The organism is Dietzia maris (assembly GCF_036287335.1).
Classification (GTDB): domain Bacteria; phylum Actinomycetota; class Actinomycetes; order Mycobacteriales; family Mycobacteriaceae; genus Dietzia; species Dietzia cinnamea.
In genome coordinates, this window is the sequence record NZ_CP143053.1 from 2,224,347 (window position 1) to 2,237,877 (window position 13,531).

Below are 13,531 nucleotides of genomic sequence, written 5' to 3' on the forward strand. Positions count from 1 at the left end.
TTGATGGGCGGCCGGGTGAACGGTTCGGAGCAGTCCTGGGCTGCGTGGGTCGGAGGCGCCGTGTCAGTGCTGGCCGACCCGGTGCAGGTCGTGACCCCGGGTCTCCTTCATGAAGGCGGTCGCGACCATGGTGCAGACGCACAGGAAGATGATGTATGCGCTGATCATCCAGTACAGGTCCCACTCGATGAACTGGGCGTTGAGGTACGGGGCGCTGCCGCCGAACACCGCGACCGACAGGGAGTAGGCGAACCCGATCCCGGCGGTGCGCATCTTTGTGGGGAACGCCTCGGACATGAACGAGGACAGGATCGACCCGGCGGCGGCGACGAGCGTCATCGCGATGAGAGAGGCCACGAACAGCGTCCACGGACGCTCGTCGATCATCCCCATCAGCACCGGCGTGGTGATGATGGTGCCCACACCGAAGATGAAGATCACCGGGCGGCGACCGATGTGGTCCGAGAGCAGACCCCACAGCGGCAGGGTGCCCAGCGCGATGAGCTGACTGGCGAAGATCATCCAGAAGGCGGACTCGGAGTCCATGTCGCGCTGCGTGATGGCGAACGTCGACGCGTAGGAGCTCCACGTGTAGTGCGCGACCGTGATGCCGGAGACCATAGCCACGACGAGGGCGATCGCGCCGGCCAGCTTGCGCCGCGAGAACGTGACCGTGGTGCCCGACGCCTCGGCCTCGGCCGCCGCCTTGTCGAAGACGTCGGACTCCTCCATGCCGCGGCGCAGGTAGAGCACGAACAGCGCGAACACGGCGCCGAGTAGGAACGGCACGCGCCAGCCCCACTCGCCGACGGCGGACTCGGAGAGCACGGCGGTGATGCCGCCGCCGATGCCGTAGGCGATCACGGTGCCGCCCATGATGGCGACGAACACGAGGCTGCCCCACATGCCGCGACGGTGCGGGGGCGCGATCTCGGCGACGTAGCTGTAGGCGGTCGCCGACTCACCGCCGTGTGCGAAGCCCTGGACCATGCGGCACAGCAGCAGCAGGCCGGAGGCGACGATCCCGAGCGCTCCGTAGGTCGGCAGCAGGCCGATGAGCAGGCTCGCGCCGGCCATCATGAGCATGGTGGTGATGAGGACGAACTTGCGTCCCTTGACGTCGGCGATCCGGCCGAAGACGATCCCGCCGAGGGGGCGCATGAGGAAGCCGACCGCGAAGACGGCGAGGGTGGCCAGCAGCGCGGACACCGGGTTGTCGTTGTTGAACATCGCTGCGGCGATGTAGGGCGCGAAGACCGCGTAGGCGGTCCACTCGTACCACTCGAACAGCTGCCCGGTGGTGCTGGCGGCCAGGGACCGGATGCTGCTGCGGTTTCCCCGTGCCGTCTGCACGGGTGGTGCGGCGTCGGCGGTAATGGCGCCGTTGTCGCCGGGGTTCAGGGTGGCCTCGGCCATGTCAGTGTCCTTCGGTGTGAGGGGAGGTTCGGGGCGCGTGGTCAGGGCTGGTCGGGGGCATGCGCGTCTCGGAGCTCGCGACGGCGGATCTTGCCGGTCTGGGTCTTGGGAAGTTCGGGGACGAGGTGGATCTCGGCCGGTCGCTTGTAGGCGGCGAGCCGAGCGGCGGCGAACGCGATCAGCTCGTCCTCCGTGGCGGTACCGCCGGCCTTGAGCGAGACGAACGCGACGACCTTCTCCCCGCGGTACTCGTCGGGCAGGCCGACGACAGCGGCCTCGAACACGGCGTCGTGTTCGTAGAGAGCGTCCTCGACCTCGCGCGGCCAGACCTTGTAGCCGGAGGCGTTGATCTGGTCCTTGAGCCGGTCGACGAGGTAGACCCACCCGACCGCGTCCATGACGGCGACGTCACCGGTGTGCAGACGCCCGCCGGGCATGGTCGACTCGGTCGCGGCCTCATTGCGCCAATAGCCCGAGACGATCTGCGGCCCGGACAGCACGAGTTCGCCCTGCTCGCCGGGCGCGACGGGGGTGTCGTCCGCGTCGACGACCTCGGCGTCGATCCCCGGCAGTGGCACACCGATGGACAGGGTGCCGCTCGCGGCGTCGACCGGCGCCCGCAGGCCGGGCGGCACGGCGATCACGCCGGAGGTCGTCTCCGTCATGCCGTAGCCGTTGTGGATGTAGTGCCCGAACCGCTCGGCGAACCGCTCGACCGTCGACGGCGGGATGGGAGCACCACCGCTGTAGAGGGTCTTGACCGCGGCGAAGTGCTCCGGCCCTGCGTCGTCCAGGCGCATGAGCGCGTTGTACGCGGTGATGGAACCGATCGTGAACGTGACGCCGTGTTCACGGAACGCGTCCAGCATGACCTCGGGTCGGAACCGGCCCGCGAAGACGAGCGTCGCGTCACCGATGAGGGCGAGCGTGGCGTTGATGACGGCGCCGGTGATGTGGAACAGCGGCGCGATGGCCAGGACGACGTCGCCCGGCGCCACGTCGACGAAGTCCGCGAAGCTCCGGGCGACCGCGACGACGTTGCCGTGCGAGTTCATGGCGCCCTTCGGCGGCCCGGTCGTGCCCGACGTGTACGTGAGCAGCGCCAGATCGTCCTGCGTGACCGTGACCTGCTCCGGCGTGCGCCCCTCGAACCGGCGGATGAGGTCCACGAGGTCCCCGTCCGCGGAGGGCTCCGCCGGCTGCTCGTCGCCGAACGCTCGGGGGTCGTTCCTCGTCTGCAGATCCCGCTCGCTGGTGCTGACGACCCAGGCCACGTCCGTGCCGCTGACGGCCTCCCGGACCGCGGGCACGTCCCGGTCGGTGGCGATGATCCCCACGGCACCGGAGTCGGCGACCGGGAGCCGGAGCTCGCGCCCGAAGTACATCGGATTGAGCACCACGGCAGCGGCGCCGATCTTCCACAGCGCGAGCATCGCCAGTGCGTACTGGGGGATGTTCTGCAGGTGGATGCCCACCCGGTCGCCCGGCGCCACGCCGCGGACCTGGAGCGCGGTGGCGAGCGCGTCGGACATCTCGTCGACCTCGGTCGCGGACAGCTCGGTGTCGAAGTAGGCGATCGCCGCCCGATCCGGCGCCGCGGTGACGCGTTCGCGCCACGCCTCGACCAGGCTCGATCGTCGCGCGACCGCGCTCTCGTCGAGCCCTGGACGGTACAGCTCCCGCCATGGTCGCGGGTCGCTCTGACTCATCTCGCTCCTCCCGTCAGCGCCGGTTCCGACGTAGCCGACCGAGCGATCGCTCGGTGTGTCATAGTGTTGCTTACACCACATTGGGTGTCAAGCGGAGGGCGGTTATAGGGTGATGGAGATGAGCGAGGAGATCGCGACCACGGCGGATTGGCGCGAATTCGGAGACGACGCGCTCTCCCCTCCCCTACGCGCCGCGCTGGGCGTGTTCGCGCGCCACGGCTACCACGGGGCATCTATCCGGATGATCGCCGAGGCCGCCGGGCTGTCGGTGCCCGGCCTGTACCACCATTACCGCTCCAAGCAGGCGATTCTCGCCGCTCTGGTCGACACCGCGATGGCCGAGATGCTCGCCAACACCGCCGCTGCCGCCGACGACGCCGGCGACGATCCGGTGACCCGCTTCGAGAACGTGGTGGAATGTCTGGCCCGCTTCCATATGGCCCGGCGCGACCAGGCGTTCGTCGCCTCCACCGAGATGCGCAGCATGGAGCCGGAAGTGCGCGCCCATCACGTCAGTCAACGCGACGCCCAGCAGAAAATGATCGAGGACGCCATCCGCGCGGGCGTCGAGTCCGGCGACTTCGCCTGCGAGTTCCCCGAGGACGCCGCGCGGGCGATCGCGTCACTGTGCGTCTCCATCGCGAACTGGTACCGACCCGACGGGCCCCTGAGCGCTGACGACGTCGTCTGCCGCCACGTCGAGTTCGCCCGCCGGATGGTCGGGGCGACAGCCCGCTGACCAGCGGCGGTCAGCGCCGCCGCTTACCCCTCGCTGGGGACATGCCCCGCTCCGCTGGCCGCGTCCCGCGCTCGGCGCGCGCCCGCGCCTTCGCCGCCGTTTTCTCGCGGGCTTTGCGCTTCTCACGCGGCGGCTCCCCCGCACCCCGCGACGTCGATGCCGTTCGGCCCCGCACGATCCCGACGAACTCGTCGATGAGCTCGTCGCCCTCCCTGGCGGGCGACCACGCCACGCCCATGCGCGTGGCCGGGACGCCCTCGAGCGGCCGGGCCACCACGTCCCGACGACTCAGCGACCGTGCGTACGGCAGCGGCAGCGCGAGCAGCCCGACCCCGGCCGCGACCAGGTCGACGGCGGCGGACACCTCCTCCGGCGTCGCCGTGACCGCGTCGACCGGATCGAGCCAGCGCTCGGTCTCGAGCTCCTCGACGCTCAACGAGTCGAACGCCCCGAGCTCGTGGTCCTTCCCGGCGAGCACGGCCATGGTCTCGGTGTACAGGGGGATCCGCAGGAGTCCCGGCGGCGCAGACCGCGGCGCATCATCGGCCTCGCGGAGGAAGATCACGTCGAACCCGTCGTCGCCGGCAGACCGTGCCAGATCCGGCTGCGGGTCCCCCACTCGTCGTGCCGTGATCGGCACTCCGGGGTTGCGCTCGCGCCACCGGGTGAGCCACTTGTCGGGCTGCACGCCGGGAACGTATCCCACGCGCAGGCGGGGGCCGATGCCCGCGCTCTCGTCGGTCATCGACCCCCGCCTGTCGTCGTGTGTCTCGGAGTCCTCAGCCCAGGATCGTCCAGTCCTCGAGGCCCTCGTAGAGGGGCTTGGACCTGGCCAACGCCGTGACGCGCTCGCGCAGGGCGGCGACGTCGGCGTTCTTACCCGCGGCGAGGGCGGCGCCGATGATGTCGGCGACCTCACGGAAGTCGTCTGCGGTGAAGCCGCGCGTCGCCAGGGCGGGCGTGCCGATCCGCAGGCCGGAGGTGACCATCGGTGGCCGGGGGTCGAACGGCACGGCGTTACGGTTCACGGTGATGCCGACCTCGTGCAGCAGGTCCTCGGCCTGCTGGCCGTCCAGCTCCGAGTCGCGCAAGTCCACCAGCACGAGGTGGACGTCGGTACCGCCCGTGAGGACCGAGACGCCGGCGTCCTTGCAGTCCTGCTCGGTGAGCCGCTCGGCGAGGATCTTCGCGCCCTCGAGGGTGCGCTGCTGCCGCTCCCGGAACTGCTCGGTGCCGGCGATCTTCATGGCCGTGGCCTTGGCGGCGATCGCGTGCATGAGCGGCCCACCCTGCTGGCCCGGGAACACGGTGGAGTTGAGCTTCTTGAACAGCTCGAGATCGTTGGTGAGGATCATGCCGGAACGCGGCCCGCCGAGCGTCTTGTGCACGGTCGTGGAGACGACGTCGGCGTGCGGGACGGGGCTCGGGTGCAGGCCCGCGGCGACCAGACCGGCGAAGTGCGCCATGTCCACCCACAGCTTGGCGCCGACCTCGTCGGCGATCTCGCGGAACTTCGCGAAGTCCAGCGTCCGGGGGTAGGCCGACCAGCCGGCGATGATGACGTCGGGCTTCTCTGCCAGCGCCATCTCACGGACGGCGTCCATGTCGACGAGCATCGTCTCGGCGTCGACCTCGTAGGCGGCGACCTCGTACAGCTGGCCGGAGAAGTTGAGCTTCATGCCGTGCGTGAGGTGCCCACCGTGGGCCAGAGACAGCCCCATGATCTTGGAGCCCGGCGCGGCGAGCGCCATGAGCACGGCGGCGTTGGCCTGGGCCCCGGCGTGCGGCTGGACGTTGGCGTACTTGGCGCCGAAGACCTCCTTGGCGCGATCGCGCGCCAGGTTCTCGATGACGTCCACGTGCTCGCACCCGCCGTAGTAGCGGCGTCCCGGGTAGCCCTCGGCGTACTTGTTGGTGAGCACGGAGCCCTGCGCCTGCAGCACCGAGCGCGGCACGAAGTTCTCCGACGCGATCATCTCGAGCGTGTCCCGCTGACGGGCCAGCTCGCCGGCCATCGCCTCGGCGACCTCCGGATCCAGTTCGGACAGGGAGGCGGAGAACACGTCGGTGTTCGGGTCGGTCATCGTTGCTCCTCGCGCGTGGGCTTCTCGCTTCGTACGAATCGTGTGGGCCACGGCTCGTCTCGTCGTCGTCGTCAGTCTAGTGCCACGCACCCTGACACCCTCTCCCCCGTGGCCACCTGCCACAATCGGAACCCGTGAGCAGACATGCCGGCGACTACACGCCGTACGTGGAGTTCGACCGCCGGAGCTGGCGGCGGCTGCGGCGTGCGATGCCCATGGTCCTCACCGAGCAGGATCTCGAAGGGCTCCGCGGCCTGGGCGAACACCTCGACCTGGACGAGATCGCGGAGATCTACCTCCCGCTCAGCCGCCTCATCCACCTGCAGGTCTCCGCACGTCAGCGGCTGTTCCAGTCCACCAACCTGTTCCTCGGCGAGACCGTCGACGCACCGATGCCGTTCGTGATCGGGGTCGCCGGCTCGGTGGCGGTGGGCAAGTCCACGTCCGCCCGTGTGCTGCGCGCGCTGCTCACCCGCTGGGACTCGCACCCCCGGGTCGACCTGGTGACGACCGACGGGTTCCTCTACCCCAACCGCGAGCTCCAGCGTCGCGGGCTCATGCACCGCAAGGGGTACCCGGAGTCGTACGACCGCCGCGCGCTGCTGCGCTTCGTCACCGAGGTCAAGTCCGGGGCGCCCGTGGTCCGCGCGCCGGTCTACTCACACACCAAGTACGACATCGTGCCGGGTGAGCACATCGAGGTGCAGCGGCCGGACATCCTCATCGTCGAGGGCCTCAACGTCCTGCAGACCGGCCCGCGGCTCATGGTCTCGGACCTGTTCGACTTCTCGCTCTACGTGGACGCGCGGATCGAGGACATCGAGCAGTGGTACATCGAGCGGTTCCTCGAACTGCGCAGCACGTCGTTCTCCAACCCGGGGTCGCACTTCGCGCACTACGCCGACCTGTCCGACAACGCGGCGCGCCTGGCCGCGCGCGAGATCTGGAACTCGATCAACCGGCCGAACCTCGTGGAGAACATCCTCCCCACCCGGCCGCGTGCCACGCTGGTACTGCGCAAGAACTCGGATCACTCCATCCAGCGGCTGCGCCTGCGGAAGATCTGAGGCAGCGACCCGCGCGCACTCCCCGACCTCGCCTACACCGGCGGCGCGCCCGTCTCCCCCTCCGGCACGCCGCGCCTCCGCAGCTCGGCCTCGGCCCGGTCGAGACCTCCGTGTTCGAGCGCGGCCAGCCAGCTGCGATCCGACCACACCAGCCGCCCTCGCCGTCGTACCTCCACCTCGAGCTCCCCGGTCAGGTGCTCGATCGACCCCGCGGAGTTGCGATTCTCCGACGGCAGCGGCACGGGCAGGACGTGCGCGCGGTCGAGCGGCGAGCGGCCGCTGACGCGGATGTCCCAGCCGTAGCCGCGTCCCTCGAGCTCCCACCTCTTGTCGGTGACGTCGGCACGTACGGGCGAGACCACGGGGTTGCCGAGCCGCACGACGCGCCCGCCGGGGAGCCGCACGACGAGCGCGGTGACCTCGGTGCGCAGCGGGCCGGAGTGGATCTGACCGCCGGCGAACGCGACGCAGGTGTCGGGCTCGGAGAACGCCTGCGCCTGCCCCCACCACCAGGAGTCGGGGAAGCCCTCCGCGCCCCAGTTCTTCTCGCCGTAGACCTCGGCGTCGTCGAAGTCCCAGCGCCGGCCGTCGAGCTCGGCCCACCCGCTGGCGCGCCCGCCGAGCAGCCACGGGTGCCAGTACTGGTTGAGCGCTGGGACGGACTGGAAGACGCTCGAGCCGCCGACGGCGCGATGCGGCCACTCAACGGGGTCGGTGATGTCCACGTGGAGCCGCGCGCCCTCCCCCATGTCCACGTGGATGCCGTCGCGGCGGTACTCGAACTGTCCGCCGGACCGGGCGCCGATGCGCGAGGGGTCGGCCCACCCGTGCGGCGCGGCGGCGAGGCGGAGCGTGGAGACCGCCGCGGAGGACGACGACGAGGAGTCCCCGTCACCGGGCCGGCGGGCGCCACCGGCCTCGAGCGGGATCATCACCTCGTCGGAGGCCAGGCCGAGCGTCGCCCAGTGCCCGTCGGGTCCCCGGTTGACCCCGATGAGCGCGATGGCCACGCGCCCGCGTTCGCGGTCCGTGATCCGGAGGAAGTACCCCTCCATGGCCACGCCGTGCGCGCGGAGCGGATCGCCGAAGGGCAGGTCTGCACCGGTCGCCCGGTATCGCCGGAGGAGTCCCATGCGGATCAGCGTCCCATATCCGGCCGGCCGGCGTTGTCTCAGTCCGCGTCGACCGGGCGGTCGTCTGTGGCCGGATCCAGCTTCCGGACGAGGCTCGGTGCGAGCTCGGAGAGGTCGTACTCGGCGAGGAGGCGGCTGACCTCGTCGTCGTCGACCCCGGACAGCACCCTCCCGATGGTGACACCGTGCGTGGGCTCGCTGACCACCCGGATCTCGTCGCCCGCCCCGACCGGACCCGGGGCGAGCACCCGCGCGTACGCGCCCGGCCGCCCGCCCTCGGTGAAGCGACGCACCCACCGCGGCTTCCCGACACGGTGGGCGAAGGTCTGGCACGGGATGCGCGGCGTGGTCACCTCCATGCGCAGGGCGGGAGCCCCGGCGGTGCCGCCCGCGCCGGCGGCGCCTACAGCGGCCACTTCCAGCACGGTGCCGATCTGCAGCTGCGAGGTGTCGATCCCGGTGACGCGGAGGTTCTCGCCGAAATAGCCGGGTGGGATCGGGCCGCCGAACTCGGGTTCCCACTGCTCGACGTCGGAGTCGGAGAGCAGGTAGACGGCCTTCCACACGCCGCCGTGGTGCTTGCGGTCGGCTTGGACGTCACCGTGGAGGCCGTACTCGCGGACCTGGACCGGGCCCTCGACCGGGCGCTTGTCGATCGCCGTCACGCCGACCCGGCCGGGCACGGCCAGCAGCTGGTCGACCACGCACACGGCACGGACGGTGAACGACGCGGGCACGGCGGATCCCGCCGGCGTGCTCGCCGCAGTGCTCACTGCCCGAACCTGCGGTTGCGGGCGCTGTACTCGCGGAGTGCGCGCAGGAAGTCCACGCGGCGGAACGCCGGCCAGTAGGCCTCGGTGAACCAGATCTCCGAGTACGCGCTCTGCCACAGCAGGAAGCCCGACAGGCGCTGCTCGCCGGACGTGCGGATCACGAGGTCGGGGTCGGGCTGCCCGGACGTGTAGAGGTGCTCCCCGATGCCCTCGACGGTGATCCCGTCGACGAGGTCCGCGCCCGTCCGGCCCTCGTCGATCAGCTGCTCGACCAGTTCACGGGCCGCGTCGGCGATCTCCTGCCGCCCGCCGTAGCCCACCGCCACGTTGACCTTGACGCCCGGTCGGCCGGTGCTCACCTGCTCCGCGTGACGCAGGCGATCGGCCAGCCACTCGGGCAGGAGCTCCAGTCGCCCGACGATGCGGACCTCCCAGTTGCGCTCCGGCCTGGTGATCTCGTCCACGACGTCGGCGATGATCTGCAGCAGTTCGCCGAGCTCGTCGGCGTCGCGGCCGAGGTTCTCGGTGGACAGGAGGTAGATGGTGGCGACGTCGATGCCGAGTTCGTCACACCAGCCCAGCATCTCGGCGATCTTCACCGCGCCGGCCCGGTGGCCGTGCGCGACGTCGGTGAACCCGGCCTCCTTGGCCCACCGGCGGTTGCCGTCGCACATCACGGCGACGTGCCGCGGCAGCCTCTTGCCCTCGAGCGACGACCGCAGTCGGGACTCGTAGAACTTGTACAGGGGGGAGGTGGCCACGCGGGAAAGAGTACCGCGCGGCACCGCCTCCTCTGTGGTGCCCCTGACCCGCTGCGCGCTCGGCTCCGTCGGCCGGCGGGAGTCAGTTCCGTCGGCCGGCGCGCACCGCCGCGGCGAGGGCACGCAGCCCCTCGGCGGTGGTGTCCCATCCCATGCAGGCGTCGGTGACGGACTGCCCGTAGACCAGCTCCTCGGCCTCGACGGACTGGGCGCCGGGCTCGATGAAACTCTCGATCATTAGCCCGGAGATGCCCTGCTCTCCCCCGCCGATGCGCTCGGCCAACTCGGCCACGACCTCGGCCTGGCGCTCGTGCGACTTGCCCGAGTTGGCGTGGCTGGCGTCGACCATCACGAGACCCGGCAGCCCGACCTTGCCCACGGCCGCGACCGCGGCTGCGACGGACTCGGCGTCGTGGTTCGGCCCGCGGGTGCCGCCGCGCAGGATCACGTGACAGTCCGTGTTGCCCGCCGTCTCCACGACCGCCGCGCGGCCGTCGGCGTCGGTGCCGAAGAACACGTGTCCCGCCGCCGAGGACCGGCACCCGTCCACCGCGACCTGGACCTCGCCGTCGGTGCCGTTCTTGAAGCCGACCGGCATGGACAGGCCCGACACGAGCTGGCGGTGCACCTGGCTCTCCGTGGTGCGGGCGCCGATCGCACCCCAGGAGACGGCGTCGGCGATGTACTGCGGGCTGGTCGGCTCGAGGAACTCGGTGCCGACGGGAAGTCCGAGGTCGAGCACGTCCAGCAGCAGCTTGCGGGCGGTGCGCAGGCCGCGCGGGATGTCGTAGCTCCCGTCGAGCGCGGGGTCGTTGATGAGGCCCTTCCAGCCGACCGTCGTGCGCGGCTTCTCGAAGTACACGCGCATGACGATGAGCAGGTCCTCGGCCGTCTCCTCGGCGAGCCGGGCCAGCCGACCGGCGTAGTCGAGTGCGGCGTCGGTGTCGTGGACCGAGCAGGGGCCCACCACGACGAGCAGGCGGTCATCGCGGCCGGCCAGCACGTCGGCGATCTCGGACCGGCTCCGCTCGACCAGCGCCTCGCGGGCCTGCCCCAGCGGGAGCTCGCCGAGGATCTCGGTCGGGGTCGGCAGCGGTGAGTACGACAGGACGCGCCTGTCGGCGGTCTGGGTGGGGTTCTCGGCGGTGATGGTCACGGCGGTCGCTCCTGACGAATCGGTGGTGGCGGGCCGGGTGCCGTGATCCTCTTCGGTGCCCATGTCGCACCCGGATCCGCCGCTGTTGAAAGGCGGAAGGCGGCGACCATGGTGGTCACCGCCTCTGGGCTCCGGGTGTCGACGATCCGTCTAGCGGACGCGTGCGCTCGCGGCGCGGGCTCCACCCGGAGCCCACATAAAGCGCCAATATGCGCGAGCGATCGACATGACAGCGACCATAGCAGAGACCGCATCGCCCCCGGAATCCGCCGCCCCGGTCCGGCGTGCGCTCGCGCGGATGAACTCCTGCTCGCACACCTGACCCTTCAGGCCCTACCCTCCTGCGGCCACTGCCGGCGGGCGCACAGCCGCCCCTCTCCATGGCGTCTCGCGCGCACCGCGGCGGGTGCGAGACGCCATGTCGAGGGGCGGCTGCGAGTTTTGGGAGCATCCGCGGGAGCGAGACGCCAGGGGCGGGAGCGGCTGTAGCGGTCGGCAAACATTCCCGCGCGCGAGACGCCAGGGGCGGGAGCGGCTGCGAGTCGCGGTGCGAGCGCGAAGCGCGGCGCGTAGGCGGACGCAGCGCGCGGGTCGCCACGGCACCGCCGGATGAGGGGGAATACGGCCGGACCCCCTTTTGTTTGACATGTCAGCAACGTACGCTGGGCGCATCGACACACGGCTGGGCGTATCGACAACGAGAGGAACCACCATGCAGTTCGGAATTTTCAGCATCGCGGACATCACCCCGGACCCCACCACCGGGCGCATACCCACCGAGCACGAGCGGCTCGAGGCGATAGTCGAGTACGCGACCCTGGCCGAGCAGGTGGGCCTGGACGTGTTCGCGCTGGGTGAGCACCACAACCCGCCGTTCGTCACGTCCTCCCCCACCACCACGCTGGGTTACGTCGCGGGTCGCACGAGCGAGATCATCCTCTCGACGGCCACCACCCTCATCACGACCAACGACCCGGTGAAGATCGCCGAGGACTACGCCATGCTGCAGCACCTGTCCGGCGGCCGGGTCGACCTGACGATGGGCCGCGGAAACACCGGCCCGGTGTACCCGTGGTTCGGACAGGACATCCGCCAGGGCCTGCCGCTGGCCATCGAGAACTACGAGCTGCTGCACCGCCTGTGGCACGAGGACGTGGTGGACTGGGAGGGCAAGTTCCGCACGCCGCTCCAGCAGTTCACCTCGACGCCCCGCCCGCTGGACGGCGTCGCCCCGTTCGTGTGGCATGGCTCGATCCGCTCGCCGCAGATCGCCGAGCAGGCCGCCTTCTACGGCGACGGCTTCTTCCACAACAACATCTTCTGGCCCATCCACCACACCAAGCAGATGGTGGAGCTGTACCGCCGCCGCTACGAGCACTACGGCCACGGCTCGGCTGATCAGGCGATCGTCGGACTGGGCGGCCAGTTCTTCGCGCGTGCCAACAGCCAGGACGCCGTGAACGAGTTCCGCCCCTACTTCGACAACGCCCCGGTCTACGGCCACGGCCCGTCGCTCGAGGATTTCACCGCGCAGACCCCGCTCACGGTCGGCTCGCCGCAGCAGATCATCGACCGCTACATGACGATGCGCGAGCACGTGGGCGACTACCAGCGCCAGCTGTTCCTCGTCGACCACGCCGGCCTGCCGCGCAAGACGGTGCTCGAGCAGATCGAGATCCTGGGCACCGAGATCGTCCCCACCCTCCGCCGTGAGCTCGACGCGCTGCGCCCGGCCCACGTGCCGGACGGCCCCACGCACGCCGCGCGGGTCGCCGCCCGTGACGCCGAGCTGGCCGCCGCCGGCGAGCCCGCCTACTCCGACGCCTACCGCTTCGGCACCGGCGACAACTGGACGGGCCTCACCGCCGAGGGCGGGCAGCGGGCACAGCAGGAGTCGCTCGCCCGCAACCGCCGCACCCAGGCCCGCCTCGCCGAAGCGCCGGCCGGAAAGGAGTCCAAGTGAGCTCCGAGCACCTGACCGACCACACCGCCCCTGACGAGCGGCCGCTCAACCTCGTCGTCGTCGCCGCCGGAACCTCCGTTCCCTCCAGCACGCGGATGCTCGCCGACCACCTCACCTCCGCCACCCGCGACGCCCTCGCCCGCCACGGGCAGCGCGTCGAGGTGACGGTACTCGAGGCGCACGAGCTGGCCCACGAGGTCGTCGACGCGACGTTCACCCGCTTCCCCGGCGAGAAGCTGAGCGCGGCGATCGACGCGATCGGCCGCGCGGACGGGCTGATCGCGGTGACGCCCATCTACAACCAGTCGTTCTCGGGCCTGTTCAAGTCGCTGTTCGACGTCATCGAGCCGGGCACCCTCGCCGGGGTGCCGGTGGCGCTCGGCGCGACCGGCGGCACGGCGCGGCACTCGCTGGCGGTCGACTACGCGGTGCGGCCGATGTTCGCCTACCTCAAGGCCGACGTCGTGCCCACCACCGTGTTCGCGGCCGCCGAGGACTTCGGCGCCGTGTCCACCGCGGGCGACGAGAACTCGCTACGGACGCGCGCCGTCCGGGTGGGGACCGAACTGGGCGACTACATGCTGCGGTTCGCGGGGGTCACCGCCGGCGCGGTCGAGCCGACGCGCGCGGATGACAAGCGGGGACGACGGGGCGACGACGACGAGTTCAGCGACTTCGTCCCGATGGGCGATCTCCTGGGACGCTGAACCGGCAGCGGCACCGGGCACCC

Annotated in this window: 12 protein-coding genes; 4 read left to right on the top strand and 8 right to left on the bottom strand. The window is 70.8% G+C overall.

Annotated features, from left to right (window positions below; genetic code table 11):
* Positions 1 to 63: 63 nt before the first annotated feature.
* Both VYL96_RS10280 and VYL96_RS10285 read right to left on the bottom strand, forming a co-directional pair.
* Positions 64 to 1,416, bottom strand: a complete 1,353-nt coding sequence (locus tag VYL96_RS10280; protein ID WP_207913549.1) for an MFS transporter — start codon at positions 1,414 to 1,416, stop codon at positions 64 to 66.
* Positions 1,417 to 1,457: 41 nt separating this feature from the next.
* On the bottom strand, positions 1,458 to 3,125 hold the full coding sequence (locus VYL96_RS10285; protein ID WP_243699640.1) for a class I adenylate-forming enzyme family protein: 1,668 nt from the start codon (positions 3,123 to 3,125) through the stop codon (positions 1,458 to 1,460).
* Positions 3,126 to 3,237: 112 nt separating this feature from the next.
* Between VYL96_RS10285 and VYL96_RS10290 the strand changes: the two genes are divergently transcribed.
* Complete coding sequence (locus VYL96_RS10290; RefSeq protein ID WP_407935083.1) at positions 3,238 to 3,864, top strand: TetR/AcrR family transcriptional regulator; 627 nt, start codon at positions 3,238 to 3,240, stop codon at positions 3,862 to 3,864.
* A gap of 10 nt (positions 3,865 to 3,874) precedes the next feature.
* On the opposite strand, the gene VYL96_RS10295 is transcribed toward VYL96_RS10290, so the two are convergent.
* Together VYL96_RS10295 and glyA are read right to left on the bottom strand one after the other, a co-directional pair.
* Positions 3,875 to 4,609 carry a LysR family transcriptional regulator substrate-binding protein gene (locus VYL96_RS10295; RefSeq protein ID WP_131885507.1) on the bottom strand — a complete coding sequence of 245 codons (735 nt, stop codon included), beginning with the start codon at positions 4,607 to 4,609 and terminating at the stop codon, positions 3,875 to 3,877.
* A 34-nt stretch (positions 4,610 to 4,643) separates the two neighbouring features.
* Positions 4,644 to 5,948, bottom strand: a complete 1,305-nt coding sequence (gene glyA / locus VYL96_RS10300; RefSeq protein ID WP_131885506.1) for a serine hydroxymethyltransferase — start codon at positions 5,946 to 5,948, stop codon at positions 4,644 to 4,646.
* Between the two features lie 134 nt (positions 5,949 to 6,082).
* On the opposite strand from glyA, the gene coaA reads away from it, so the two are divergent.
* Positions 6,083 to 7,015: a type I pantothenate kinase gene (gene coaA, locus VYL96_RS10305; protein ID WP_007631281.1), complete on the top strand. Its 933-nt coding sequence runs from the start codon at positions 6,083 to 6,085 to the stop codon at positions 7,013 to 7,015.
* A 32-nt stretch (positions 7,016 to 7,047) separates the two neighbouring features.
* Here the strand turns inward: coaA and VYL96_RS10310 are convergent, their stop codons facing one another.
* The 4 genes from VYL96_RS10310 to VYL96_RS10325 form a co-directional block, all read right to left on the bottom strand.
* Positions 7,048 to 8,148: a tocopherol cyclase family protein gene (locus tag VYL96_RS10310; protein ID WP_131885504.1), complete on the bottom strand. Its 1,101-nt coding sequence runs from the start codon at positions 8,146 to 8,148 to the stop codon at positions 7,048 to 7,050.
* Between the two features lie 38 nt (positions 8,149 to 8,186).
* Positions 8,187 to 8,921 (bottom strand): MOSC domain-containing protein, encoded by a 735-nt coding sequence (locus tag VYL96_RS10315; protein WP_243699639.1) that lies wholly within the window; start codon positions 8,919 to 8,921, stop codon positions 8,187 to 8,189.
* The gene (locus tag VYL96_RS10320) at positions 8,918 to 9,682 is read right to left on the bottom strand and encodes an isoprenyl transferase (RefSeq protein WP_061230071.1); all 765 of its coding nucleotides are present in this window, start codon (positions 9,680 to 9,682) and stop codon (positions 8,918 to 8,920) included. The genes VYL96_RS10315 and VYL96_RS10320 overlap by 4 nt, the downstream gene beginning before the upstream one ends.
* Before the next feature lie 82 nt (positions 9,683 to 9,764).
* On the bottom strand, positions 9,765 to 10,901 hold the full coding sequence (locus tag VYL96_RS10325) for a 3-deoxy-7-phosphoheptulonate synthase (RefSeq protein ID WP_407935060.1): 1,137 nt from the start codon (positions 10,899 to 10,901) through the stop codon (positions 9,765 to 9,767).
* A 649-nt stretch (positions 10,902 to 11,550) separates the two neighbouring features.
* Here VYL96_RS10325 and VYL96_RS10330 point away from each other — a divergent pair.
* A complete protein-coding gene (locus tag VYL96_RS10330) occupies positions 11,551 to 12,801 on the top strand; it encodes an LLM class flavin-dependent oxidoreductase (protein ID WP_131885502.1) in 1,251 nt (416 codons plus the stop codon).
* Positions 12,798 to 13,508, top strand: coding sequence for a CE1759 family FMN reductase (locus tag VYL96_RS10335; RefSeq protein ID WP_131885500.1), 711 nt, complete (start codon positions 12,798 to 12,800; stop codon positions 13,506 to 13,508). The genes VYL96_RS10330 and VYL96_RS10335 overlap by 4 nt, the downstream gene beginning before the upstream one ends.
* Positions 13,509 to 13,531 lie beyond the last annotated feature (23 nt).

Coding starts and splice junctions, on each gene's coding strand:
- VYL96_RS10280 (WP_207913549.1), bottom strand. CDS start 1,416: ATGGCCGAGGCCACCCTGAACCCCGGCGACAACGGCGCCATTACCGCC.
- VYL96_RS10285 (WP_243699640.1), bottom strand. CDS start 3,125: ATGAGTCAGAGCGACCCGCGACCATGGCGGGAGCTGTACCGTCCAGGG.
- VYL96_RS10290 (WP_407935083.1), top strand. CDS start 3,238: ATGGAGATGAGCGAGGAGATCGCGACCACGGCGGATTGGCGCGAATTC.
- VYL96_RS10295 (WP_131885507.1), bottom strand. CDS start 4,609: ATGACCGACGAGAGCGCGGGCATCGGCCCCCGCCTGCGCGTGGGATAC.
- glyA (WP_131885506.1), bottom strand. CDS start 5,948: ATGACCGACCCGAACACCGACGTGTTCTCCGCCTCCCTGTCCGAACTG.
- VYL96_RS10310 (WP_131885504.1), bottom strand. CDS start 8,148: ATGGGACTCCTCCGGCGATACCGGGCGACCGGTGCAGACCTGCCCTTC.
- VYL96_RS10325 (WP_407935060.1), bottom strand. CDS start 10,901: ATGGGCACCGAAGAGGATCACGGCACCCGGCCCGCCACCACCGATTCG.
- VYL96_RS10330 (WP_131885502.1), top strand. CDS start 11,551: ATGCAGTTCGGAATTTTCAGCATCGCGGACATCACCCCGGACCCCACC.